The organism is Bradyrhizobium sp. KB893862 SZCCT0404, assembly GCF_018130885.1.
In the GTDB taxonomy this organism is placed as follows: Bacteria; Pseudomonadota; Alphaproteobacteria; order Rhizobiales; family Xanthobacteraceae; genus Bradyrhizobium; species Bradyrhizobium stylosanthis.
This window is the reverse complement of sequence record NZ_JAFCLT010000015.1, coordinates 1-22,903: the sequence shown is the minus strand read 5'-3', so window position 1 is coordinate 22,903 and position 22,903 is coordinate 1. Positions and strand designations below refer to the sequence as shown.

The following is a 22,903-nucleotide window of genomic DNA, read 5'->3' as shown; positions in this document are numbered from 1 at the left end:
AGAGCTTGAGCGCTGACACTCCACGACGTCATGCCCGGGCGTGTCCCGGCCATCCACGTCTCGCCAAGCCGCAACGCAGACCGTGCATGCCCGGGACAAGCCCGGGCATGACGATCTCTTGTGAACGCGCATAGACGTTTACCCTCCCCCCGTTGCCGGGGAGAGGGCGTGAAGTTCGCTGCAATGTCAGGAGGGATGCGTCTAGTGCGACGTCATCTGGTGGGGAAGGTCGTCCGGCTCGGCGAGCACGGTGTTGGCCGTCGAGGCCTCCAACGCCGCCATCCGGAACAGATAGGCGAGCGTCGTCAGGCCCGAGTCGTCCGCCATCTGTGCGAGCTCGAGCGCCATGTCGGACATGTAGCCGAGATTCTCGTCCTTGATTTGCGCCATGATCTGGCTGTCCCGCATCATGTTCGACATTTCAGGCGCTCTTTCGTTGCGCGGCAGCAAGACCGCAGAGGTTGGCACGGGCGACGGCGTCCAGACGCGGGCCGTCCTGTTGCACGACGGAAGCCATGCCGATGCGATCATGCAGGACATCGAGCGTCTCCCGGCGAATGTCGATGGTGGCCGCCATGGTCCACGCATTCTCCACCAGCTCCGGCAGGCCGAGCGGCGTCACAACGAAGCCCGCTTCGTGGAAGCGCGGCAGCCACCAGGTTTCCATGATCGCGCTGACCTGCGCGATTCCCTGATTGAGGCAGAACTCCTGCACCGCCGCCATCAGTTGCAGGTTGAGCGCGCCGTCGCGGCGGTCGCGAACGACGAAGTAGCGCGACCACTCCCAGACCAGGGGATCCGCGGGGCAGCCGCGAACCGCTGCAAGGTGCGGAAACACCTCGCTCATCATTGAAGGCTTGGTGGTCGGGTAGAGACGATGACCGCCCACGACGCGCCGGCCCTCCAGCGCGAGCAGATAGACGGTGTCCTCGTCGTCGTAGGAATCGATCTCGCGGCCATCCGGCCGGCGCAGCGTCTCCCAGCGCCGCTCCTCGACGAAGATGTCGTGGCGCAGCCTGAAATGCTGTTCGAGGACGTCCTCGTAAAGGTGGCGATTGACCGCGGAAATTGCGTGAATCATGAAAACCCCCATTCAGCCTCAATGGGGGAAAGAATCTGCCAAAAGGGGCAGGTTCGATATTGGGAAATTTCCCAGTACGGCGCTTACGGATTGATGATCTTGTTCCGTATCGCCAGCGCAACCGCATGCGTTCGGTTGACGGCACCGAGCTTGCGCGCGGCGGTTGCAAGATGCTCTTCGGCAGTGCGCTGCGTGATGTGCAGGATCTCGCCGATCTCCCAGGCCGACTTGCCCTGCGAGGCCCACGAGATCACCTCGCGCTCGCGCGGGGTCAGACGCGTCGATGGATACGGCGTCGGCTGGAGCAGGCGGCGGATGTGGTCGAAGCCGTACATCGCCATCAGGTGCAGCGCCGGCTTGCTGCGGGGATTGAGATCGAGATGGACGCCGCCGAGCGACACCGCGGCTTCATAGCCGGTGAGCCCATGGATCGGCACGATGAAGCCGCGCGACATGCGAAAATCGCCGGCGCGGTTCATCACCTCGGCCGCATCGGGCTCGAGCTCGGCATCATAGGGGGCTTCCGACCACTCGAACGGGTTGACCGATTGCCGGCACAGCCGCACCACCGGATCGACGCGGTCGTAATTGTTCTGGGTGTAGAGGTTGAACCAGCCCGCAGGCCAGCGTTTGGCGAGCACCATCTGCGCGAAGCGCTGATCGGGATTGGGCAGGCCCGTCACGATGATGGTTTCGAAGCCGAAGCGCCCGAAGGCCGATTCAAGCGCGTTCATCGCGTCCGGGACCTTGCGATAAGTCCCCAGGCTTTCGATGAAGTCGAGCGCCTCCCGGCCATAGTCTACGGCGGACATCGGTGCGTTTCCTGACCCACGCCGTCGGGTATAGCACGTATTTGGGGACTGCCTCAATTCGCTGGTCCCGTAGTTTACCGGTAACCACCTGCTCTGAAGCCTCAATCTACTTGTGGAAGAAGTGACGTCAAGTTACACCTGTGACGTACGAAGCGGGAAAACCACGATGGACGACGAGAACATCGCCCTCAACAGCGTGCTCGGCCTGGAATTGAACCGCGTGTTTTTCGCCGTCCGCGAAACGGCAAACAAGCAGAAGATCATCGAGTTTGCGCGCGAGGTGCTGCAGAGCGAGCGTGCGGACGTCGCGGACAGCGTCTTGCCCGAGGGCCCGGCCAGCTAGAGCGCAGCCACAACGCCGATGAAGCACATCGCGCAGCGTCGCAGCACTGCAATTCGAACGCGCCGATTTTAGTCGAAACAATCTGACAGCGAAGTTAGTTTCCATTCTCTCCGGCCACGCTCTCGTGCCCCGGACGCAGCGCAGCGTCCCTTCGACGATGCGCTGCCCGCTGCAGCGCGTCCGGGACACGAGGGTGGCTCACCTCGTCCATTTGTATCGTCTGACACACTTGCCGCTGGATGACATCACGGCTCCCGTGAGATGATCGCCGTCGCAATCGACTTCGGATACCGGAACCATGATGACGCTGCGCCAGGTTGAAGTGATCCGTGCCGTGATGGTGACGGGCACCATTGGCGGCGCGGCCAAGCTGCTCAACGTCTCGGCGCCGGGGATCAGCCGCCTCGTCAAATACACCGAGCGCTCGCTCGGCATCCGCTTCTTCCAGCGCCAGAACGGACGCTATTTCCCGACGCCCGAAGCCGAGAACATCTTCGAGCAGATCAACGGCGTCTACAAGAAGGTGGACGATCTCTCCGAGATCATCTCCAAGATCGGCCGCGGCGGGTTGTCGGAGCTGCGCATCGGCTCGGTCCCGAGCATCTCGCAGGTGATGGTGCCGCGAGCGATCGAGCGCGTCCGCCGCCGCTATCCCGATCTCGGCATCGACATCAACATCCTCAAGCTCGAGGAAGCCATCGACTACCTCCTGCTCGGCCGCGGCGAGTGCGTCGCGATGAGCTACCGGCTGGAGCATTCCGGGCTCGACTTCATGCCGCTCGCCTCGGGCGAGCTCTACTGCATCGTGCCGCCGGGTCACGAGCTCGCCGGCCGCAAGCAGGTCTCGGCCGCCGAGATCACCCGCTATCCGCTGATCGGCATCGACCCCAACGACCCCTACGGCCGGATCATGGCCGAGATCTTCGCGCGGCACCGGCTCGACTACAACATCACCATCCGTGCCCGCTTCGGCACCACGGTCTGCGCGCTGGTCAAGGCGGGCCTCGGCATCGCCATCATCGACCAGTTCACGGTGGCCCATGGCGGCTATCCCGGCATCGAGCTGTTGAAGATCACCGAGCCGACGCGGTTCGACACCTATATCGCGGTGAAGCGCGGCGCGCCGCTGTCGCTCCACGTCGAATATTTCATCGAGCAACTCCGCGCAGAGATGCGCGCGGTCGAGCCGTCCCGCGGCAACGGCAAGGCCCCCGCAGCGCGCGGACGGAAGAAATAACATTATGTTAGGTTTGCCCGATAAAAGGGTAATTGTGTTAGGCAAGGGAAAGGCTATCGTCGCAGGTGGAGGCCCCCTTGGACTTGCGTCGATTTCCCCGCTATTGGCCGGGATCGAACGCTCCCCAACGAGACGATAACGCACCATGTCGAAGCGCGGATACGCCGCCAGCAAGAAGCTCCTCACCGGCCTGATCGGCGCGCCGATCGCGCATTCCGCCTCTCCTGCCATGCACGAGCGCGCCGCAGAGGCGCTCGGCCTGCGCGGCCATTACCAGCTCATCGAGGTCGCCGGCGCCGACGCGGCCGGGCTCAGCCTGATGCTCGAGGGCGTGCGGCGGCTCGGCTTTGCCGGCGTCAACGTCACCTTCCCTTACAAGGAGGCAGTGGTCCCGCTGCTCGACGAGCTGGCGCCGGCTGCGGCGACCATGGCGGCGGTCAACACCGTCGTCGTCAGGGATAACAGGCTGATCGGCCACAACACCGACACCACGGGCTTTGCCCGCGCCGTTGCGCCGCTGCTGGCGGCGTCCGGAAATGCGGTGGCCGTGATCGGCACCGGCGGCGTCGGCAAGGCGATCGCCTTTGCGCTGGCGAGCCTCAAAGTGGCGGATCTGCGGATTTTCGACAGCGAGCCGGCTCGCGCCGAAAAGCTCGCCGGGCTGCTGGCAAAGCATGGTGGCGCACGGGTGGCTAGAAGCGTCGAGGACGCGCTTGCCGGCGCGACCGGCCTCGTCAACGGCACACCGGTCGGCATGCTGCCGAACCGGGACACCCCGGTCCCGGCCTCGCTGCTGCGCGAAAACCTGTGGGTCGCCGACGCCGTCTATTCGCCGCTGATCACGCCGCTGCTGGCGGCGGCCAAGGCCAAGGGCGCACGGATCATGACCGGGCGCGAGCTTGCGATCTACCAGGCCGCCGATGCGTTCGAACTGTTTACGGGCCTTGCCCCATCGACCGAAGTCATGGGAGAGGCTTTCGACGAGGTGATGGCGGCACGAAGCTCGGCCTATCACGCAGCGTAACGGAAGCGGCCGGACACAAGGCCGCGGACACCATCAACGAAAATGGGAGGAGAGACCATGAGAACGACCATTCTGGCGGGCGCCCTGCTTGCCTTCGCGACTGCAACCAGCGTCCACGCCCAGGCCATCAAGCTCGCCGACGTCGCCGAGCTCTCGGGCGGCGGCGCCACCGTCGGCACCAACTGGAAGAACGGCATCGACCTCGCGATCGAGGAGATCAACGCCAAGGGAGGCGTGCTCGGCCGCAAGCTCGAAGTGACCCACGCCGACTCGCAATCCAACCCCGGCGTTGCCCGCGCCCAGGTGCAGAAGGCGCTCGACGCCGAGCCTTACGTGCTGCTCGGGCCCGGCTATTCCGGCTCCGTGAAGGTCACCGCACCGCTGGCGGCCGAAGCCGGCATCGCGCAGATCATGGGCGGCGAAGCCGCCGAGCTGACGCAGGCCGGCAACAAGTTCCTGTTCCGCACCTCGTTCGGCCAGCAATCCTCGATGCCGAAGGTCGCAAAATACATCCACGACGACATGAAGGCGAAGACGGTCGCCGTGGTCTGGGTCAACAACGACTTCGGCCGCGGCGGACGCGACGTCGTGGTCAAGGAGCTGGACCGCCTCGGCTCCAAGGTGGTCGCCGATCTCTCGACCGAAGCCGGCCAGGCCGACTTCGCCGCCGACGTCGGCAAGATCAAGGCCGCCAATCCCGACGCCGTGTTCGTCTACCTCAACGAGGAGGAGAGCGCGCGCATCCTGAAGGAGCTGAAGCGCCAGGGCGTCACCGCGCCGCTGATGGGCGAGACCACGCTGATCGGCCAGAAGGTGATCGAGCTCGCCGGCGATGCCGCCAACGGCGCGCGCGGCCATGTCGGCCTCACCACCGACGCGCCGGTCGACCTGATCAAGGCGTTTCGTGAGAAGTTTTCGAAGAAGTACAATTACGTCCCCGACCATAACGGCCTGAAGGGCTACCTCGCCGTCTACATGGTGAAGGCCACCACCGAGAAGATGGGCAAGGTCGACTCGAAGAAGTTCGCAGAGACGCTGCACGGCCTCACCATCAAGGCCGCGGTCGAGCCGGGCATCCTGATGGACGTCACCTTCAGCGACACCGGCGACATCGACCGCCAGAGCTTTCTGGTCGAGGTGGTCGAAGGCAAGCAGGTCGTGAAGCAGGTGCTGCCGAAGGTGAAGTGAGGCGGGCTTCGCCCTTCTTCTCCCTCGCCCCGCTCTTCGCGGGGAGAGGGTTGGGGTGAGGGGCTGCTTCCGCAGTCACGGTGACAATTGAGTTCGCGGAGACAAGCCCCTCACCCCGCCCTCTCCCCGTAAGAACGGGGCGAGGGAGACGATAGAGCGGGGAGAGGAAAGAGGGGAACATGTCCAACCTGTTCGATCTACTGGTCGCAGGACTTGCCACCGGGGCGATCTATGCGCTGGTCGCGGTCGGCTTCACGCTGCTGTGGCAGACCTCGCAGACCATCAATTTCGCGCAAGGCGAGTTCGTGATGCTGCCGGCGTTCCTGATGCTGGCGGCGATGCATGCCGGCGCACCGTTCTGGCTCGCGATCATCCTCGGCATCCTGTTGTCGATGATCCTGCTGGGCCTTGCCTTCAAGATGCTGCTGGTCGATCCGATGATGCGCCATGGTGTGCTGCCGCTGGCGATCGCGACCATGGCACTCGCGATCGGCATCAAGGAAGCCGTCAAGCAGTTCTTCAGCGCGGAAGCCTCGCCCTTCCCCTCGATCGTGCCGACCGGTGACATCTCCATCCTCGGCCACGCGGTGTCGCTGCAGAGCATCGGCGTTCTCGTCGTCGCCATCCTCGCCGTCCTCGGCCTGACCACGCTGCTGAACCGCACCTCGCTCGGTCACCAGATGCAGGCCGCGGCGCAGAACCCGACGGTGGCGCGGATCATCGGCGTCCCGGTCGAGCGCATGATCCTGCTGACGTTCCTGATCAACGCCTTCCTGGTCGCGCTCGCCTCGCTGCTGATCACGCCGATCTACCTTGCAAAATTCTCGTCCGGCGAAGTGCTGGGCCAGGCCGCCTTCATCGCGGCGATCGTCGGCGGCTTCAACCAGGTGCGCGGCGCGATCGCCGGCGGCCTCCTGATCGGCGTGCTCGACAATCTCGCGGCCGCCTACATCTCGACGCAGTACCGCGCCGCCGTGCCGATGATCTTCCTCATCGCCGTCATCCTGTTCCGGCCGCAAGGACTGCTCGGCCGCGCCGAGGAGCGCACGGTATGAGCAGCTACGCCAAACCGCTGAAGATCGCGCTCGGCCTTGCCGTCATCGCCGCGCTGATCGTCGTCCCCATGAACTTCAACCGCTACGGCCTATTCATCCTCAGCCAGTGGGCGGTGATGAGCATCGCCGCGATGGGGCTGAACCTCACCCTCGGCTATGCCGGCCAGGTGTCGCTGGCGCAGGGGGCCTTCGTCGGCATCGGCGCCTATGCCGCCGCGATCATGACCACGCATGGCTGGCCGCTGCCCGCCGCGATCCTGGTCGCGATCGTCCTGAGCTTCGCGGTCGGCTGGGTGCTCGGCTACCCCGCGCTGCGCGTGCAGCACCACTATCTCGCCTTCGTCACGCTGGCGTTCTCCACCCTCGCCTTCCTCGTCTTTCGCAACGAGAGCTGGCTGACCGGCGGCATCTACGGCATCTCCAACATTCCGCGCCCGCACATCTTCGGCATCGCCACCAACAGGCCGCTGCCGTTCTACTATGTCTGCCTCGGCTCGCTCGCGATCGTGTCGCTGGCGGTGTGGTGGCTGATCCGCTCACCCTGGGGCCGCGCCTTCATGGCGCTGCGCGAGAACCCGCTGCGTGCGCAATCGCTCGGCATCGACACGCGGCGCTATACGCTGATGGCGTTCGCGATCGGCTCGGCGCTCGGCGGCGTCGCCGGCGCGCTCTATGCGCCGCTGACGCAATATATCGATCCCGTTCCGTTCAACCTGTCGCTCTCGCTCGATCTCCTGATGATGGTGATCGTCGGCGGTGCCGGCTTCTATTTCGGCCCGTTCCTAGGGGCGATGATCGCGGTGCTGCTGCCGGAATGGCTGCGCTTCACCGAAGGCTATTACCTGATGCTCTACGCGGTCGCGGTGATGCTGCTGCTGATCTGGTCGCCTACCGGCATTTTGGGAATCCTCGATCGCTACATGGCCGCGCGGCGCACCAAAGCGGCCTCCGCGCTGCGCGCCGTCGCCAAGTCGCGCCTGGAGACGGTGCAATGAGCGCGGTCCTCGAAGTCACCGACATCAAGAAGAGCTTCGGCGGCATCCACGCCGTCAGCGGTGTCTCTTTCGACGTACGCGAAGGCGAGATCCTCGGCCTGATCGGTCCGAACGGCTGCGGCAAGTCCACGCTGTTCAACTGCATCCTCGGCCAGCTCACCCCATCGGGCGGCGAGGTCAAGCTCGACGGGCAGGTCGTCACGGGCTTGCGCCCCTCCGAGCTCAACAAGCTCGGCGTCAGCCGCACCTTCCAGCTCCTGCAGGTCTTCCCCAAGCTGTCGGTGCGCGAGAACCTGATCCTCGCCGGGCAGGAGCACCAGGGCAACATGGCCTCGCGCCTGGTCGGCCGCTCCGATGCCGGACTGACGGATGCCGCCAACCAGATGATTGGCTTCTTCAAGCTCGATCATCTCGCCGAAGAGCCCGCCGGCGGCCTCTCCTATGGCCAGCAAAAATTGCTCGACGCCGCCATGGCCTTCATGGGCGGACCGCGCCTGGTGCTGCTCGACGAGCCCGCCGGCGGCGTCAACCCGTCGATGCTCGCGGACCTGAAGGAGCGCCTGGTCGCGATCAACCGCGAGAAGAACGCCACCTTCGTCGTGATCGAGCACAACATGGAATTCGTGATGTCGCTGTGCTCGCGGGTGATGGTGATGGCGGAAGGCAAGGTGCTGGCGATGGGACGGCCCGACGAGGTCCGCAAGAACCCAGCCGTGATCGAAGCCTATCTCGGGCATTGAGGAGGCAACCATGGGCGATCCTATCCTCTCGGTTCACAACCTCGTCGGCGGCTACGGCAAGATGACGATCCTGAACGGCACCAGCTTCGCCGTGCCGCAGGCGACCATCACCACCATCATCGGCCCGAACGGCGCCGGCAAGTCCACCGTGTTCAAGGCGATCTTCGGCCTGCTGAAGCTGCGCGAGGGCAAGGTCAGCTTTGCGGGGAGCGACGTCACCAATTTGAGCCAGCGCGCGCTGCTCAATGCCGGCATCTGCTATGTGCCGCAGGGCCGCAACATCTTCCCCGAGCTGTCGGTGCGGCACAACATCGAGCTCGGCGGCGTCGCCGCCGGCAAGGGCCTCGACCTGCCGAGCCGCATCGAGGCGGCCCTCGACCTATTCCCGGCACTGCGCCGCAAATCGACCCAGCAAGCCTCGACGCTATCAGGCGGCGAGCAGAAGCAGCTCGAGATCGCCCGCTCGCTGCTGCTCGAACCCAAGCTCGTGCTGATCGACGAACCCTCGATCGGTCTCTCGCCGCTGATGGTGCAGCAGACCTTCGACATCCTCAAGAGCTTGCGCGACCGCGGCGTCACCATCCTGATGATCGAGCAGAACGCGCGCTCGGCGCTGGAGATCTCCGACATCGGCATCGTGCTCGAGCTTGGCCAGACCCGGATGGTCGACGACGCCAAGCGCATTCTGAATGATCCCCGCATCGGACAATTGTTCCTGGGCGGCGCGATGGAGGACAATGCAGCATGACCAAGCGCTCGATCGCGACCGTCTCCCTCTCGGGGGCGCTGGACGAGAAGCTCCGCGCCATCGCCGCCGCCGGCTTCGATGAAGTCGAGATCTTCGAGAACGATCTGCTGTCGTTCGGCGCGGGCCCGCGCGACATCGCCAGGCTCTGCGGCGATCTCAACCTGAAAATCTGCGCGTTCCAGCCGTTCCGCGATTTCGAGGGCATGCCGGAGCCGCAGCGCTCGCGCAACTTCGCCCGCGCCGAGCGTAAATTTGATTTGATGCAGGAGCTCGGCACCGACCTGCTGCTGATCTGCTCCAACGTGTCGCCCGCCTCGCTCGGCGGCATCGACCGCGCCGCGAACGATTTCCGCGAGCTCGGCGATCGCGCGGCCAAGCGGGGTCTTCGCGTCGGCTACGAGGCGCTGGCATGGGGCCGCCACGTCAACGACTATCGCGATGCCTGGGAGATCGTGCGGCGCGCCGACCACCCCGCCATCGGCGTCATCCTCGACAGCTTTCATGCGCTGGCGCCGGGCTTTCCGGTCCGCGCCATGGCCTCGATCCCCGGCGACAAGATCTTCCTGGTGCAGCTCGCGGACGCGCCGAAGCTCGAGCTCGACATCCTGTCGTGGAGCCGGCACTTCCGCTCCTTTCCCGGCCAGGGCGACCTGCCGGTCGGCGAGTTCATGCAGGCGATCGCGGCGACCGGCTATGCCGGGCCGCTGTCGCTGGAGATCTTCAACGACCAGTTCCGCGCCGGCTCGGCCGCGCAGACCGCGGTCGACGGCCTGCGTTCGCTGATCCTGCTGGAGGACCAGCTCGCGCCGGACTGGCCGAAATTTGCCGCCGAGCCGCTGGCGCCGAAGGCCAGGAGCGGAGGCACGGGATTCATCGAGTTCGCCGTCAACGAGACAAAGGCCGGCGATCTCGCCCGCCTGTTCTCGCAGCTCGGCTTTCGCAAGACCGGCAAGCACCGCAGCAAGGCGGTGGAGCGCTGGTCGCAGGGCAAGATCGAGATCGTCATCAATTGCGAGACCGACGGCTTCGCGCATTCGCACTACGTCACCCACGGTCCCGGCGTCTGCGCCATCGCGCTCGACGTCGACAATGCCGGCCTTGCCATGCAGCGTGCCGAGACGCTGAAGGCGCGCACCTTCTACCAGCCGGTCGGGCCGGGCGAGCTGGAGATCCCCGCGATCCACGGCGTCGGCGGCAGCCTGCTTTATTTCCTCGATCAGGCCGGCAAGAACTGGGACACCGATTTCGAGCCTGTCGCAAGCGATGCCAGCACGGATGCCCTGCTCGCCGTCGACCACATCGCGCAGTCGATGCCCTATGACGAGATGCTGTCCTGGCTGTTGTTCTACACCGGCATCCTCGACCTCAAGCGGCTGCCGCAGATGGAGATCGCCGATCCCCGGGGCCTGGTGCAGAGCCAGGCCATCATCAACGCCGACCAGAGCCTGCGTTTCGTGCTCAACGGCTCTTCCGCCAACCGCACCCTGCCAGCGCGCTTCATCTCCGAGTTCTTCGGCTCCGGCGTGCAGCACGTTGCGTTCTCGTGCCGGGACATCTTTGCGACGGTCGCGGAGATGCGCAAGCGCGGCGCGGACTTCCTGGATATCCCCGACAACTATTACGACGACATCGAAGCCAAATACGACCTCGCCCCCGATCTGATGGCGCAGCTGCGCGCCAACCACATCCTCTACGACCGCGAAGGCGACGGCGAATTCTTCCAGGTCTACACCCACATCTTCGACGAACGCTTCTTCTTCGAGATCGTCGAGCGCAGGAACTATCAGGGATTTGGCGCGGCCAACGCCGGCATCAGGCTGGCAGCACAGGCCCGCGAAGTGCGCCCGGCGAGCATGCCGCGGGTTTAGCCTCTTTCCCTCTCCCCCTGCGGGAGAGGGTGGCTCGCCGCGTAGCGGCGAGACGGGTGAGGGGTATCTATCCGCGAACTCGATGGAAATGACTTCGCGGAGAGATACCCCTCATCCGGCGCCCTAGCCGAAGCATTGCTTCGGCGTTCTTGGAAACGGCGGCCGAAGGCCGCCTTTGCCACCTTCTCCCGCAAGGGGAGAAGGAAGAGCTCCATCCACATCGTCCTTGCGAGGAGCGAAGCGACGAAGCAATCCAGAGTCGTCCCACAGGGGAATTCTGGATTGCTTCGCTGCGCTCGCAATGACGGAGGAGAGAGGTCAGCTCACTTCATCGCGCACTTGTCGTGGAAGCGATCCTGGTCGTTCTCCACGATGGTGGCGACGGTCTTCAGCGCGAGCTGGCCCTCGGCATCCTTGACCACGTCCTGCAGGTAGAAGCTCTGCACCGGGATGTGGTTGTTGCCGTATTTGAACGCACCGCGCAGCGACTTGAAGTTGGCCTTCTCCATCTCGGCCTTCATCTCGTCCTTCTTGCTGGTGTCGCCCTTCACCGCGACCACGGCGCTGTTGATGAGCTGGGCCGCGTCATAGGATTGCGCGCCGTAATAGGTCGGGCGCAGGTTGGTGTACTTCTTGCGGTAGTCGGCGACGAAGCGCTTGTTCTGCTCGTTGGGGAGGTCGTTGACCCATTCCTGCGCGCCGGGAACCCCTAACGCGTTCTCCTTCTGCAGCGGCAGCGACAGCTCGTCGACGGTGAAGGCGGTGTAGAGCGGCATCGTGCTCTTCAGGCCGGCCTGCGCATATTGATTGAGGAACTGCACGCCGGCGGCACCGGGATAGAACACGAAGATCGACTCGGCGCCCGAGGCGCGGGCCTTGGAGAGCTCGGCGGAGAAGTCGAGCTGGCTCGGCCAGACCGTGTATTCCTCGCCCTTGATCTCGCCCTTGAAGGTGCTCTTCACACCCGCGAGCATATCCTTGCCGGCCGCGTAGTTCGGCCCGATCAGGAACACGCTCTTGACGCCCTTCTGGTTCATGTAGAGGCCCATGGCGGCGGGCGTCTGGTCGTTCTGCCAGGAGGTCGAGAAAACGTAAGGGCTGCACAGCTCGCCGGCGAGCTGCGACGGACCGGCATTGGCCGAGACCAGGAAGGTCTTGGAATCGACCGCGGTCTTGAGCGAGGCCAGCAGCACGTTCGACCAGATATAGCCGACGATGAAGTCGACCTTGTCGGACTGCACCAGCTTCTCGGTCTTCTGCTTGCCGACATCGGGCTTCTGGCCGTCGTCCTCGTAGATCACCTCGACCGTCTTGCCGCCCATCTTGCGCCCGAGATGGTCGAGCGCGAGCTCGAAGGAATTGCGCATGTCGTTGCCGATCACGGCGGTCGGGCCGCTGAAGGTCGAGACGAAACCGATCTTGATGGTGTCGCCGGCGAATGCCGGGCTCGCCAGCACCAGCGCCGCTGCGCCCGCCAGCCAGAATGCCGTCCTCATAACCACTCCCCTCCTTATTATTGGTCCCGGAAACGGGGTGATCGCCGCCCCGGGCCTGTCTCTATTGAACGCAAAATCTGTCGAGCCGCCAATGGCTCAGCGCCTGCCCCTGCACCATATTTCGCCCCAATCGGGGATGGCAAGAAATATAATTCTACTCACTTCGGCCAAGCCTGCGGCGCTTTTCGCGCCGGATCGATACATCAGGCCAATGCGGCGATTGATGACGACTATTGGACCGCGGCGACCAATCCGCACTTAAATGAAGGTGAGCAGCAGCGAGATTCGAGGGTGCATCATGGCCGCCAATCCCCACCGCGTCGTCATCGTCGGAGCCGGCTTCGGCGGCCTGGAGACCACCTACCGTCTCGCGGGCGCCCCGGTCGAGATCACGCTGATCGACCGGCGCAACCATCATCTGTTTCAGCCGCTGCTCTACCAGGTCGCGACCGCATCGCTCGCGACCAGCGAGATCGCCTGGCCGATCCGCCATCTCATGCGTGACCGCCGCGAGGTGACGACGCTGTTCGCGACCGTCAGCGGCGTCGATGCCGAGCGGCGCTGCGTGCTGATCGACGACGGCAGCGAGGTGCCGTACGACACGCTGGTGCTGGCCACCGGCGCGCGCCACGCATATTTCGGCCACGACGAGTGGGAGGCATGGGCGCCCGGCCTGAAGACGCTGGAAGACGCGACCACGCTGCGCCGGCACATCCTGGTGGCCTTCGAGCGCGCCGAGCGCGAGACCGATCCGAAGCGGCGCGCCGCGCGCCTGACCTTCGTCATCGTCGGCGCCGGCCCGACCGGCGTCGAGCTCGCCGGCACCATCGCCGAGATGGCGCATCACACCCTGCCCGCCGACTTCCGCAACATCGACACCCACAAGGCGCGCGTCGTGCTGATCGAGGCCGATCCGCGCGTGCTCGCGGGCTTTCCGGACGATCTGTCGGCCTATGCGCAGGCCTCGCTGGAGAAGATCGGCGTCGAGGTCGTGCTGGGACAGGCCGTCACCGAGATCAACCGCGAGGGTGTCGTTTACGGCGGCGAGCTGCTGGAGGCCAAGACACGGATCTGGGCCGCCGGCGTGCGCGCCTCGCCCGCGGCCGAATGGCTGGGCGCACCGAGCGATCGCGCCGGGCGGGTGCAGGTGGAGGACGATCTCACCATTCCCGGCCATCCCGAGATTTTCGCGATCGGCGACACCGTCAACATCAATGCCTGGGACGGCAAGCCGGTGCCCGGCATCGCGCCGGCGGCCAAGCAACAGGGACGCCATGTCGCCGAGACCATCAAGGCGCGGCTGCGCGGCGAGAACAAGGGAGCGTTCCGCTACAAGCACTCCGGCAGCCTCGCGCAAATCGGCAAGCGGCTCGCCGTGATCGATTTCGGCAAGGTGAAGCTGCGCGGAACCATCGCATGGTGGATCTGGGGCATCGCCCACATCTACTTCCTGATCGGCCTGCGCCACCGCCTCAGCGTGGCGCTGAGCTGGCTCTGGATCTACTCCCGGGACCAGCGGGCGGCGCGGTTGATCACGCAGGGGTCGAGCAAGGTGGTGTAGGCTTTCTTCCTTCTCCCCTTGCGGGAGAAGGTGGCGTAGGCGGCCCTCGGCCGCCGTTCTAAAGTGAACGCCGAAGCGAAGCTTCGGCTACGGCGCCGGATGAGGGGTATGTCTCCACTCGCAAGACCGTTTGCGAGGAGAGAACCCCTCACCCGGCTTCGCTTCGCGAAGCCACCCTCTCCCGCAAGGGGAGAGGGTGCAGAGGCGCTCGTCGCAACAGCTCCCTCTACTTCACCAGCTCGCACCCGCCTTCCGTCAGCGGCCGGAACGCCTGGTCGGCGGGAATCGTCGAGACCAGCTTGTAATAATCGTAGGGGTATTTCGATTCCTCCGGCTTCTTCACCTCGAACAGGTACATCGGATGCACGACGCGGCCGTCCTGGCGGATCGTGGTGTCGCCGAACAGCTTGTCCTTGCCTTTGAACTTCTTCATCTCGGGCACGGCGTCCTTGGCATTGTCGCTGCCGGTGGCGGCAACCGCGTTGAGATAGGCGAGCGTGGAGGCGTAGACGCCGGCCTGGTTGCCGCTCGGCATCTTGCCGTTCATGCCCGGCCGCGCGGCGAAGCGTTTGGCGAAGGCGCGGGTGTCGTCGTTCATGTCCCAGTAGAAGGCTTCCATGAGCTGGAGGCCCTGCGCGACCTTGATGCCCATGCCGTGGACGTCGTTGATGAAGAGCAGGAACGCGACGAGCTTCTGCCCGCTCTGCTGAATGCCGAACTCGGCGGCCTGCTTCACCGCGTTGATGGTGTCGCCGCCGGCATTGGCAAGGCCAATCACCTGCGCCTTCGAACTCTGGGCCTGCAGCAGGAAGGAGGCGAAGTCCGACGTGCCGAGCGGATGCTTCGAGGAGCCCAGCACCTTGCCGCCGTGACCCTCGATGTATTTCTGCGCCTCCGCCTCGATGCCCTTGCCGAGCGCATAATCGACCGTGAGGAAATACCAATCCTTGCCGCCGCGCGACATCATCGCGGCAGCCGTGGTGTTGCCGGTCGCCCAGGCGTCGTTGACCCACTGGATGGTGTTGGGCGAGCAGGCCTTGCCGGTGAGATCGGAGCTTGCGGTGGACGACGCCAGGAAGGTCATGCGGCTGTCGCGCAGCAGCGTGTTGATGGACAGGCCAACCGCCGAGTTCGGCACGTCGACGATGGCGTCGACACCCTCGACGTCGAGCCATTTGCGCGCGATGGCGTTGCCGACGTCGGCCTTGTTCTGGTGGTCGGCATAGACGATCTCGACCTTGATGCCCTTAGCCCCGCCGTTGAAATCCTCTGCCGCCATGCGCGCGGCCTCGACCGAGCCCATTCCGTTGGTGTCCTGGAAAATGCCGGAGATGTCGTTGAGCACGCCGATGCGTACGACGTTGTCCGAGATCTCCGCGCTCGCCGCGCCGGTTGCCAGGCTCGCGGCCAGCGCGAGCGTCCACTTCAAATGCTTCATCATTCCCTCCCCTGTTTGTTGGCTGCCGGTCGTTGCCGGCACATCGAAATTCAGATCTGCCGCTCCGGCAGCCGCAACACCAGCCCGTCGAGTTCGGGCGTGATGTGGATCTGGCAGGACAGCCGGCTGTTCGGCAGCCGCTCGGCGGCCGTGCCGTCGAGCAGCGCGTCTTCATCGTCGGCGACCGCGGGCAGGCGCGCGAGCCAGCTTTCGTCGACATAGACGTGGCAAGTCGCGCACATGGCATTGCCGCCGCATTCGGCCAGGACGCCGTCGAGGCCGTGCCGGGTCGCGGCCTGCATGGCGCTCTCGCCGCCCGAGGTCTCGACGCGATCGGACTTGCCGTCGGGATGAATGAAGGTGATGGCGGGCATCAAGACTCCTCGTCAGGCCGGGGTGATGGTGACAGGCAGGCTGTCGAGCCCGCGCAGCGTGTTGTTGAAGCGGCGCTTCGGCTCGCCCGTGATCTCGATCTTTGCGATGCGGCGTGCCAGCGCCGTCAGCATCACCTCGCCTTCGAGGCGCGCGACGAGCTGGCCGACGCACATGTGGATGCCGGAGCCGAAGCCGACATGACCGGAGGTGCGGCGGGTGATGTCGTAGCTGTCGGGGCTGTCCCACCGCCTCGGATCGCGATTGGCGGCGGCGAGGAACATCAGCACCTTCTCGCCCTCGCCGATCCGCGCGCCCGACAGCTCGACCTCGCGCGTGGTGGTGCGGAAGAAAGTCTGCACCGGGCTCTCGAAGCGCACCGCCTCCTCGAAGGCGCCGCGCGCCAGCGAGAGATCGTTGCGCAGGCGCTGCCACTGATCGGGAAAGCGGGCGAGACAATAGACCGCCGCGCCAATGCCGTTGACGGTGGTGTCGAGCCCCGCCGACAGCAGCGAGCGAACCAGGAGCGGCGCCTCGGTGGCCGTGATGGCGCCCTCGTCGACCTGCGCATGAATGCAGGCGCCAAAACCTCCGGGCGCAAGATTGTCGCGCTGGCATTGCTCGGCGACGTAGGCCTGGTGCGGCATCGATCGCTCGATCGCCTCCTGGCGGAGCTGGTTGGGCGGACCGAACGCGTTGAACACGACGCTCGCATAGGGAATGAGATGCTCGCGGCCCTCGGCTTTCAGACCGAGCGCATCTGGAAAGATCGACAGCGGATAGGCTTCCGCGAGGTCGGTGATCGCATCGAAACTGCGCTTGTCGATCAGGGCATCCACCCGCTCCTCGGCCGCCGCCGCAAAACGGTCGCGCACCTGCTTCATCACGGTCGGCGACAGCACCTTCGACAGCACGGCACGGGTGCGGGTGTGCGCGGGGGGATCGGCCTCCAGAATCAGGCTCGGCGGCCGCCACGGCGTCTCCTTCTTGAAATCGGACAGCCCGACGCCGCGGCTGGAGCAGAAGGTGGCGGGATCGTTCAGCACGGCATGGACCTCGGCATAGCGCGCCACGCCGTAGACCTTCCATTTGTCGAGATAGACCACCGGCCCCGCCTCACGCAGCCGCTCATGCGTGGGATAGGGGTCGGCGAAAAATGTCATGTCGAAGGGATCGACGTCGAGATGCGGGACGCCCGATACGGCGGAGCCGGGTGCGCTCATTGAAGTCCTCCCTCATTTTGATCTTGTGAAAGGGCGGCGCATGCCCTTAGGTCTGCGGGCACGCCGCGAGTCAGAAACCCGATATGCCGCCGTCCTCGACCAGAGCCCGCCAAAAGCCCGCGCCCAATGATGCGGGACCGACGCTCGATCTCGACCGTTACGTCCCGGCGTTCGTCACCTTCATCGCCAACAAGCTGTCGAACAGCGCGACCGCGTTCTATCAGAAGCAATTCGGCGTCAACGTCACGGAATGGCGGATCATGTCGCTGCTGGCGATCGAGCCCGGCATTCCCGCCTCGCGCATCTGCCACGTCATCGGCTTCGACAAGGGCCCGGTGAGCCGGACGCTCGCGGGCCTGGAGAAGCGCGGGCTGGTCTCGATCCGCACCGACCCCAACGACGGCCGCACCCATTCGATCTCGCTGACCGCGAGGGGCCGCGCCACGCATGACAAGGTGATCGTGGCGGCGTTCGAGCGCGAGCGGCGGCTGCTGTCCTGCCTCAGCAAGGACGAGCGCGAGGTGCTGATCGACCTGCTGCGCCGGCTGCACGAGAATCTCGGCGCCGTGACGGACAGCAGCTACACCTGACACACCGCGCCGCGCTCGCGTCGCGCCGGCATCGCCGGGCATGCGCCCGCGCTTGCCCACGGCACCATTCCTGCCGAGCATTGTTTCCTCCGAGATCGGACGCACCGGTTCACCCGCCGTCGTCCTTGTCTGGAACGGTTCGCACAGATTAGTTGCTTAGGCAACAAAAGAATCGGCAGGATATTGCGACAGGATGGTTGGCGTATCGGGCGCTTACCTCTCCCCGTCATTGCGAGGAGCTCTTGCGACGAAGCAATCCAGAATCCCTCCGCAGAAAAAGAGCTGGATTGCTTCGCTGCGCTCGCAATGACGGTATGGAAACAGATGCGCCCAACCAATGAGCTCTCGTGTCCCGGACGCGCTGCAGCGTGAAACGCTGCTGCGCAGAGCCGGGACCCATGCGGCCGCGCACACCAGGAGAGATGGGCCCCGGCTCTGCAGCGCATCACTTACGTGCTGCGCTGCGTCCGGGGCACGAGACGAGTCAATGCGGCGAGAGACGCTTTACTCGTTAGAGCCCCACCCACTCCCCCGACGCCTCATCATTCAACCGCGCCACCGCATCCGACCGCCGCGTCAGCACGGCGCGCTGGTTGATGTAGCCCTTGTCGGTGATCTCGCCGCCGTCCACCGATGGCGGCTCCGCGAGCAGCAGCGCGCGCGTGGCGTGGCCGGAGGAGTTCGCACCCTGCTGCTTCAGCTTTACCAGGCCCTGCGCGATGGCGCTGCGGACCTTGGCATGGGCCAGCACATCGACCACGGCCGCCGTCTCAGGCAGACCGGCATGGGCGCGGCAGGCGGCAATGTTCGGGAACACCAGGAAGCGTACCTCGTCGCCGCCATGACCTGCCACGACGATGTCCTGCGCGAGCGGCGCCAGCGCGGCGATGCCGGCAACGCGCAGCGTGCCGACGCTGACCCAGGTGCCGGAATTGAGCTTGAAGTCCTCGGCGACGCGCCCGTCGAAGAACAGCCCGCGCTCCGGCCGCGCGCCGTCGGCAAGCTTCACGGCATCGCCGATGAGATAGAACCCCTCCTCGTCGAACGCCTGCTTCGTCAACTCGGGCGCCTTCCAATAGCCCGGCGTGACGTTTGGACCGCGCACACGCACCTCCAGCTTGTCGCCAGACGCGACCAGCTTCAGCTCGGTGCCGGGAATCGGCACGCCGATATTGCCGGAGCGTTCGGCGAGGAAATGGCAGTCGGTCGCGAGCGGCGAGGTTTCAGTCGAGCCCCAGGCCGAAACCATCGGCAGCGGACGGCCGACGGTCTCCACGGAAAGCTGCTCGAGCGCGTCCCAGAGATTCTGCGGCAGCGCCGCGCCGGCATAGAAGGCGAACTTCACCTCGCTGAAGAAACGGCGACGCAACTCCTCGTCGCCGCGCAATGCCGCGATCAGCATGTCGAAGCCGCGCGGCACGTTGAAATAGACCGTCGGCATCACGCTCTTCAGATTGGCGAGCGACGTCGCAAACAGGCCGGGCGCAGGCTTGCCGCCATCGATGTAGAGCGAGCCGCCGTTGCGCAGCACGAGGTTGAAATTGTGGTTGGCGCCGAAGGTGTGGCTCCAGGGCAGCCAATCGAGGATGACGAGGTCGCGGTCCTGCGCGAGGAAAGTCCAGGTCTGCGCCTTGGCCTGCTGGCTCGAGGTCAGCATGCGCTGGGTGTTGATGACCGCTTTCGGCGTGCCGGTCGAGCCCGAAGTGAACAGGAATTTTGCGATCGTATCAGGCGTCACGGCGGCGAAGGCCGATGCGACATCGGGAGTCTCCGGCGTCGCCGCGATGGCGCGGAAGGCGAGCGCATCGGCATCGCCGGCATTGCCGCTGATGATCTGCGCGTTGTGCAGCGGCCTGATCGCAGCGAGCGCCGCCGCGAACGGCTTCGTCGCGGAGACATAGATCGCGCCGGGCTGAAGCAGCGCGATCATGCTTTTCAGCTTGTCGAAATCCCTGGACATCAACGAATAGGCCGGCGAGATCGCGGCCGAAGGCACGCCGACATGCTGGGCGGCGAGCGCAAGCAGCGCGTGATCGATGCTGTTGTCGGAGAGAATGACGACCGGACGCTCCGCGCTGAGCTTCTGCGCCAGAATCCACGACGCGGCCGCACGGACCCGCCGCAAGGCACCCGAATAGGTCATGGTGGCCCAGGGCGCATCGGCGCCGTCACGCTCGGCGAGGAAGATCGTATCGGGCGTCTGCCGCGCAAAATGCTCCAGCCAGTCACCGATGCAGCGCGCGCTCTCGCCCAAGGGTTCGGACGAGCGCAGCACGATGCTGCCATCAGGGCGATGCTCGGCGACGGTTTTAGGCGCCGCGAACAGATCCGACGCATCGCCGCGTGGGGCCGACGTCATGGTTTCCTCCTCGCCCGGACGTTCCGGATCGGACGCAGCCTCATTCCGGGCTGCCTTGGCCATAATGTCGTCCACCGCAATTGTTGTCGTCAACAACAATCTTCCACTCCGGCCGTCGAGGCGCTAGGGTTGCGCGGCAGGAGAGACAAATTGACAGCCACCGCAGCCCAGACGCGACCGCGCAAACGATCCGGCAACGGCGCCGCGCGGCCCGCCGATGCCGACGAGATCGGCCTCGACGCCCTGGTCGGTCATGCCGGCTACGCGGTGCGGCGCTTCCAGATCTGGATCTTCCAGGACTTCATCAGGACGCTGGGCGACGTCGACATCCGGCCGACGCAATACTCGGTGCTGACGGTGATCGGCGCCAATCCGGGCCTGTCGCAGATGGCAGTGGCAAAACGTCTCGGCATCGAGCGCGCCCGCCTGGTGCATCTGCTCGACAGCCTCGAGCAGCGCAAATACGTCAAGCGGGTCAAGTCGAAGGCGGACCGGCGCTCGCACGCGCTGCACCTCACCAGCCAGGGCGAGACGGCGCTGGCGAAGTTCAAGCGGCTGGCTGCCGAGCACGAGCGGCACGTCGAGGACAAGATCGGGAAGGAGAACCGGGAGCAGCTGCTTCGCATCCTCGCCGGCTTCACCTGATCCGGCCTGCCCACGATTTGGGCAGATGCCCCGAACCGGGCGCCGACGCAATAGCCTGCTTGCCGCTCGGCGTCTCGCCCAAGCCTATGATCTCACGATAATATCCGGAGCGACCGCGCTGCCCGGATAATGTACACAATGGCACATCGCTTGCTTCAATCGGGTGAGACCTGTTGCCGGAGTTTTGTGACCATGGGGGCTGAGCAGCCTGAAACGATCGCCGCGATTGTGGCCGCGCATCGCGCGGGAACGATGACGCCGGCCGAGACGATCGCGCGGACCTATCAGCGCATCCGCGACCACAACGACCCCGCCGTGTTCATCAGCCTGCGCGACGAGAAGGACGCCATCGCGGAGGCCGAGACGCTCGCGGCGCGCGCGGACGCAGCCAGCCTGCCGCTCTACGGCGTGCCCGTCGCGGTGAAGGACAATATCGACGCGCTGGGGTTTCCGACCACCGCGGCCTGCCCTGATTTCTCCTATACGCCCGTACACGACTCGACCGCGGTGCAGCGCCTGCGCGCGGCCGGCGCCATCATCATCGGCAAGACCAATCTCGATCAGTTCGCAACCGGCCTCGTCGGCGTGCGCTCGCCCTACGGCATCCCCAGGAACTCTATCCGCGAGGAGCTCATCCCCGGCGGATCGAGCTCGGGCTCGGCGGTCGCGGTCGGCGCGGGGCTCGTGCCGCTGTCGCTGGGCACCGACACCGCCGGCAGCGGCCGCGTGCCGGCAATGCTCAACAACATCGTCGGGCTGAAGCCGAGCCTCGGCATGATATCGACCGCGGGCCTCGTGCCGGCCTGCCGCACGCTCGACTGCATCTCGGTGTTCGCACTGTCGGTGGACGATGCCGCACTCGCGCTCTCCGTGATGGCCGGGCCCGACCAGGCCGATCCGTTCTCGCGCGACCGGCCGCTCGGCGCGATCACGCCTCTCCCCGCAAACCTTCGTCTGGGCGTGCCGCGCAACGGGCAGCTGATCTTCTTCGGCGACAAGAAGGCGGAAACCGCTTACGCCGATGCGCTGAAGCGCTGGACCGCGCTCGGCGCAGAGCTGGTCGAGTTCGACCTCGAGCCGCTCTACGAGACCGCGCGGCTGCTCTATGAGGGACCGTGGGTCGCCGAGCGCTATCTCGTCATCAAGAACCTGCTGGCCTCGGCGCCGGATTCGATTCATCCGGTGACGCGCGAGATCACCGCGGCCGGCGCGCGGTTGACCGCGGCGGAAACCTTCTCCGCGCTCTACCGCCTGCAGGGCCTGCGCAAGATCGCCGAGCGCACGTTTGCGAACATCGACGCGCTGATACTGCCGACCGCGCCGACGGCCTATACGACCGCGCAGGTGCTGGCCAATCCGATCGAGCTCAACAGCCGGCTCGGCACCTACACCAATTTTGTCAACCTGCTCGACCTCTGCGGCCTGGCGATACCGGCGTCGATGCGCAATGACGGGATTCCCTTCGGCATCACGCTGCTGGCGCCTGCGGGGCGTGATGCAATGCTCGCGAGCATCGGCCGCGTCTTCCATGCGGATACGAAGCTGACGGTTGGCGCTAAGGGCGTGGCGCACCCTGCGCTCGCGCCGCTCCCTGCAAGCAGCGGTGATGAAATCCCGATCGCCGTTGTCGGCGCGCATCTCTCCGGCATGGCGTTGAACGGTGAGTTGACCGCACTCAGCGGAAAGCTGATCGAGGCGACCAAGACCGCGCCCGACTACAAGCTCTATGCGCTCAACACCACGCCGCCGAAGCCGGGCCTGCTGCGCGTTGCGGCCGGCACGGGCGCGTCGATCGAGCTGGAGATCTGGTCGCTGTCGGCGGCCGCCTTCGGCAAGTTCGTCAATGCCATTCCCGCGCCGATGGCGATCGGCACGATCCGGCTTGCCGACGGCCGCAGCGCGAAGGGTTTTCTCGTCGAGCCGGAGGTGCTGGGCGAGGCGCGGGAGATCACGGCGTATGGCGGCTGGCGGAAGTTCATGGCGGAAGGCGCGAAGGCGTAACCGGTCTCGTGTCCCGGGCGCAGCGCATCACGCAGTGATGCGCTGCCGAACCGGCAACTGTTATGTCGGCTTGGCCTTTAGGTAGGGCTTCCTTTCGCGCATCATGGCGTTGAGGACGGTTAGTAGC

At 65.5% G+C, this 22,903-nt stretch carries 21 protein-coding genes; 13 read left to right on the top strand and 8 right to left on the bottom strand.

The annotated features are described in order from the left end of the window. Positions 1 to 201: 201 nt before the first annotated feature. From JQ617_RS36600 to JQ617_RS36590, 3 genes are all read right to left on the bottom strand, one after another. Entirely contained in the window at positions 202 to 420 is a 219-nt protein-coding gene (locus JQ617_RS36600; protein ID WP_063686344.1) for a hypothetical protein, read from the bottom strand. 1 nt (position 421) lies between these two features. Then, a complete protein-coding gene (locus tag JQ617_RS36595; RefSeq protein ID WP_063686343.1) occupies positions 422 to 1,081 on the bottom strand; it encodes an acyl-homoserine-lactone synthase in 660 nt (219 codons plus the stop codon). A gap of 83 nt (positions 1,082 to 1,164) precedes the next feature. Next, on the bottom strand, positions 1,165 to 1,893 hold the full coding sequence (locus tag JQ617_RS36590) for a helix-turn-helix transcriptional regulator (protein ID WP_063686342.1): 729 nt from the start codon (positions 1,891 to 1,893) through the stop codon (positions 1,165 to 1,167). 166 nt (positions 1,894 to 2,059) lie between these two features. Between JQ617_RS36590 and JQ617_RS36585 the strand changes: the two genes are divergently transcribed. From JQ617_RS36585 to JQ617_RS36545, 9 genes are all read left to right on the top strand, one after another. Further along, entirely contained in the window at positions 2,060 to 2,236 is a 177-nt protein-coding gene (locus tag JQ617_RS36585; RefSeq protein WP_063686341.1) for a hypothetical protein, read from the top strand. Positions 2,237 to 2,534: 298 nt separating this feature from the next. Further along, complete coding sequence (locus tag JQ617_RS36580) at positions 2,535 to 3,473, top strand: LysR family transcriptional regulator (protein WP_212030592.1); 939 nt, start codon at positions 2,535 to 2,537, stop codon at positions 3,471 to 3,473. 145 nt (positions 3,474 to 3,618) lie between these two features. Then, positions 3,619 to 4,497 (top strand): shikimate dehydrogenase, encoded by an 879-nt coding sequence (locus tag JQ617_RS36575; protein ID WP_212030591.1) that lies wholly within the window; start codon positions 3,619 to 3,621, stop codon positions 4,495 to 4,497. 57 nt (positions 4,498 to 4,554) lie between these two features. Next, entirely contained in the window at positions 4,555 to 5,685 is a 1,131-nt protein-coding gene (locus JQ617_RS36570; RefSeq protein ID WP_212030590.1) for an ABC transporter substrate-binding protein, read from the top strand. A 179-nt stretch (positions 5,686 to 5,864) separates the two neighbouring features. Continuing rightward, positions 5,865 to 6,740 (top strand): branched-chain amino acid ABC transporter permease, encoded by an 876-nt coding sequence (locus tag JQ617_RS36565; protein WP_063686337.1) that lies wholly within the window; start codon positions 5,865 to 5,867, stop codon positions 6,738 to 6,740. Further along, positions 6,737 to 7,735, top strand: a complete 999-nt coding sequence (locus tag JQ617_RS36560) for a branched-chain amino acid ABC transporter permease (RefSeq protein ID WP_212030589.1) — start codon at positions 6,737 to 6,739, stop codon at positions 7,733 to 7,735. Before JQ617_RS36565 ends, JQ617_RS36560 begins: the two co-directional genes overlap by 4 nt. Then, on the top strand, positions 7,732 to 8,475 hold the full coding sequence (locus JQ617_RS36555) for an ABC transporter ATP-binding protein (protein ID WP_063686335.1): 744 nt from the start codon (positions 7,732 to 7,734) through the stop codon (positions 8,473 to 8,475). Before JQ617_RS36560 ends, JQ617_RS36555 begins: the two co-directional genes overlap by 4 nt. 10 nt (positions 8,476 to 8,485) lie before the next feature. Next, positions 8,486 to 9,223: an ABC transporter ATP-binding protein gene (locus tag JQ617_RS36550; protein ID WP_212030588.1), complete on the top strand. Its 738-nt coding sequence runs from the start codon at positions 8,486 to 8,488 to the stop codon at positions 9,221 to 9,223. Further along, positions 9,220 to 11,091 carry a bifunctional sugar phosphate isomerase/epimerase/4-hydroxyphenylpyruvate dioxygenase family protein gene (locus tag JQ617_RS36545; protein WP_212030587.1) on the top strand — a complete coding sequence of 624 codons (1,872 nt, stop codon included), beginning with the start codon at positions 9,220 to 9,222 and terminating at the stop codon, positions 11,089 to 11,091. The genes JQ617_RS36550 and JQ617_RS36545 overlap by 4 nt, the downstream gene beginning before the upstream one ends. Positions 11,092 to 11,414: 323 nt before the next feature. Here JQ617_RS36545 and JQ617_RS36540 read toward each other — a convergent pair whose 3' ends face one another. After that, the gene (locus JQ617_RS36540; protein WP_212030586.1) at positions 11,415 to 12,587 is read right to left on the bottom strand and encodes an ABC transporter substrate-binding protein; all 1,173 of its coding nucleotides are present in this window, start codon (positions 12,585 to 12,587) and stop codon (positions 11,415 to 11,417) included. Positions 12,588 to 12,885: 298 nt separating this feature from the next. Here JQ617_RS36540 and JQ617_RS36535 point away from each other — a divergent pair, with 298 nt between their 5' ends. Beyond that, positions 12,886 to 14,148, top strand: a complete 1,263-nt coding sequence (locus JQ617_RS36535; protein WP_212030585.1) for an NAD(P)/FAD-dependent oxidoreductase — start codon at positions 12,886 to 12,888, stop codon at positions 14,146 to 14,148. 226 nt (positions 14,149 to 14,374) lie between these two features. On the opposite strand, the gene JQ617_RS36530 is transcribed toward JQ617_RS36535, so the two are convergent. From JQ617_RS36530 to JQ617_RS36520, 3 genes are read right to left on the bottom strand one after another with little or no spacing between them, the layout of a single operon-like run. After that, positions 14,375 to 15,586 carry an ABC transporter substrate-binding protein gene (locus JQ617_RS36530; protein ID WP_212030683.1) on the bottom strand — a complete coding sequence of 404 codons (1,212 nt, stop codon included), beginning with the start codon at positions 15,584 to 15,586 and terminating at the stop codon, positions 14,375 to 14,377. 50 nt (positions 15,587 to 15,636) lie between these two features. Next, positions 15,637 to 15,960, bottom strand: coding sequence for a 2Fe-2S iron-sulfur cluster-binding protein (locus JQ617_RS36525; RefSeq protein WP_212030584.1), 324 nt, complete (start codon positions 15,958 to 15,960; stop codon positions 15,637 to 15,639). Between the two features lie 12 nt (positions 15,961 to 15,972). Then, positions 15,973 to 17,181: a cytochrome P450 gene (locus tag JQ617_RS36520; protein ID WP_212030583.1), complete on the bottom strand. Its 1,209-nt coding sequence runs from the start codon at positions 17,179 to 17,181 to the stop codon at positions 15,973 to 15,975. A gap of 83 nt (positions 17,182 to 17,264) precedes the next feature. On the opposite strand from JQ617_RS36520, the gene JQ617_RS36515 reads away from it, so the two are divergent. Continuing rightward, positions 17,265 to 17,771, top strand: coding sequence for a MarR family winged helix-turn-helix transcriptional regulator (locus tag JQ617_RS36515; RefSeq protein WP_212030582.1), 507 nt, complete (start codon positions 17,265 to 17,267; stop codon positions 17,769 to 17,771). A gap of 511 nt (positions 17,772 to 18,282) precedes the next feature. Here JQ617_RS36515 and JQ617_RS36510 read toward each other — a convergent pair. After that, positions 18,283 to 20,130: a feruloyl-CoA synthase gene (locus tag JQ617_RS36510; RefSeq protein WP_212030581.1), complete on the bottom strand. Its 1,848-nt coding sequence runs from the start codon at positions 20,128 to 20,130 to the stop codon at positions 18,283 to 18,285. 150 nt (positions 20,131 to 20,280) lie between these two features. Here JQ617_RS36510 and JQ617_RS36505 point away from each other — a divergent pair, with 150 nt between their 5' ends. Both JQ617_RS36505 and atzF read left to right on the top strand, forming a co-directional pair. Further along, entirely contained in the window at positions 20,281 to 20,775 is a 495-nt protein-coding gene (locus JQ617_RS36505; RefSeq protein ID WP_212030580.1) for a MarR family winged helix-turn-helix transcriptional regulator, read from the top strand. A 192-nt stretch (positions 20,776 to 20,967) separates the two neighbouring features. Continuing rightward, positions 20,968 to 22,776: an allophanate hydrolase gene (gene atzF, locus JQ617_RS36500; RefSeq protein ID WP_212030579.1), complete on the top strand. Its 1,809-nt coding sequence runs from the start codon at positions 20,968 to 20,970 to the stop codon at positions 22,774 to 22,776. Positions 22,777 to 22,903 lie beyond the last annotated feature (127 nt).

What these genes read in the sequence shown, in the direction of transcription:
- JQ617_RS36600 (WP_063686344.1), bottom strand. Translation starts at nt 420, where the DNA reads ATGTCGAACATGATGCGGGACAGCCAGATCATGGCGCAAATCAAGGAC.
- JQ617_RS36595 (WP_063686343.1), bottom strand. Translation starts at nt 1,081, where the DNA reads ATGATTCACGCAATTTCCGCGGTCAATCGCCACCTTTACGAGGACGTC.
- JQ617_RS36590 (WP_063686342.1), bottom strand. Translation starts at nt 1,893, where the DNA reads ATGTCCGCCGTAGACTATGGCCGGGAGGCGCTCGACTTCATCGAAAGC.
- JQ617_RS36585 (WP_063686341.1), top strand. Translation starts at nt 2,060, where the DNA reads ATGGACGACGAGAACATCGCCCTCAACAGCGTGCTCGGCCTGGAATTG.
- JQ617_RS36580 (WP_212030592.1), top strand. Translation starts at nt 2,535, where the DNA reads ATGATGACGCTGCGCCAGGTTGAAGTGATCCGTGCCGTGATGGTGACG.
- JQ617_RS36575 (WP_212030591.1), top strand. Translation starts at nt 3,619, where the DNA reads ATGTCGAAGCGCGGATACGCCGCCAGCAAGAAGCTCCTCACCGGCCTG.
- JQ617_RS36570 (WP_212030590.1), top strand. Translation starts at nt 4,555, where the DNA reads ATGAGAACGACCATTCTGGCGGGCGCCCTGCTTGCCTTCGCGACTGCA.
- JQ617_RS36565 (WP_063686337.1), top strand. Translation starts at nt 5,865, where the DNA reads ATGTCCAACCTGTTCGATCTACTGGTCGCAGGACTTGCCACCGGGGCG.
- JQ617_RS36560 (WP_212030589.1), top strand. Translation starts at nt 6,737, where the DNA reads ATGAGCAGCTACGCCAAACCGCTGAAGATCGCGCTCGGCCTTGCCGTC.
- JQ617_RS36555 (WP_063686335.1), top strand. Translation starts at nt 7,732, where the DNA reads ATGAGCGCGGTCCTCGAAGTCACCGACATCAAGAAGAGCTTCGGCGGC.
- JQ617_RS36550 (WP_212030588.1), top strand. Translation starts at nt 8,486, where the DNA reads ATGGGCGATCCTATCCTCTCGGTTCACAACCTCGTCGGCGGCTACGGC.
- JQ617_RS36545 (WP_212030587.1), top strand. Translation starts at nt 9,220, where the DNA reads ATGACCAAGCGCTCGATCGCGACCGTCTCCCTCTCGGGGGCGCTGGAC.
- JQ617_RS36540 (WP_212030586.1), bottom strand. Translation starts at nt 12,587, where the DNA reads ATGAGGACGGCATTCTGGCTGGCGGGCGCAGCGGCGCTGGTGCTGGCG.
- JQ617_RS36535 (WP_212030585.1), top strand. Translation starts at nt 12,886, where the DNA reads ATGGCCGCCAATCCCCACCGCGTCGTCATCGTCGGAGCCGGCTTCGGC.
- JQ617_RS36530 (WP_212030683.1), bottom strand. Translation starts at nt 15,586, where the DNA reads ATGAAGCATTTGAAGTGGACGCTCGCGCTGGCCGCGAGCCTGGCAACC.
- JQ617_RS36525 (WP_212030584.1), bottom strand. Translation starts at nt 15,960, where the DNA reads ATGCCCGCCATCACCTTCATTCATCCCGACGGCAAGTCCGATCGCGTC.
- JQ617_RS36520 (WP_212030583.1), bottom strand. Translation starts at nt 17,181, where the DNA reads ATGAGCGCACCCGGCTCCGCCGTATCGGGCGTCCCGCATCTCGACGTC.
- JQ617_RS36515 (WP_212030582.1), top strand. Translation starts at nt 17,265, where the DNA reads ATGCCGCCGTCCTCGACCAGAGCCCGCCAAAAGCCCGCGCCCAATGAT.
- JQ617_RS36510 (WP_212030581.1), bottom strand. Translation starts at nt 20,130, where the DNA reads ATGACGTCGGCCCCACGCGGCGATGCGTCGGATCTGTTCGCGGCGCCT.
- atzF (WP_212030579.1), top strand. Translation starts at nt 20,968, where the DNA reads ATGGGGGCTGAGCAGCCTGAAACGATCGCCGCGATTGTGGCCGCGCAT.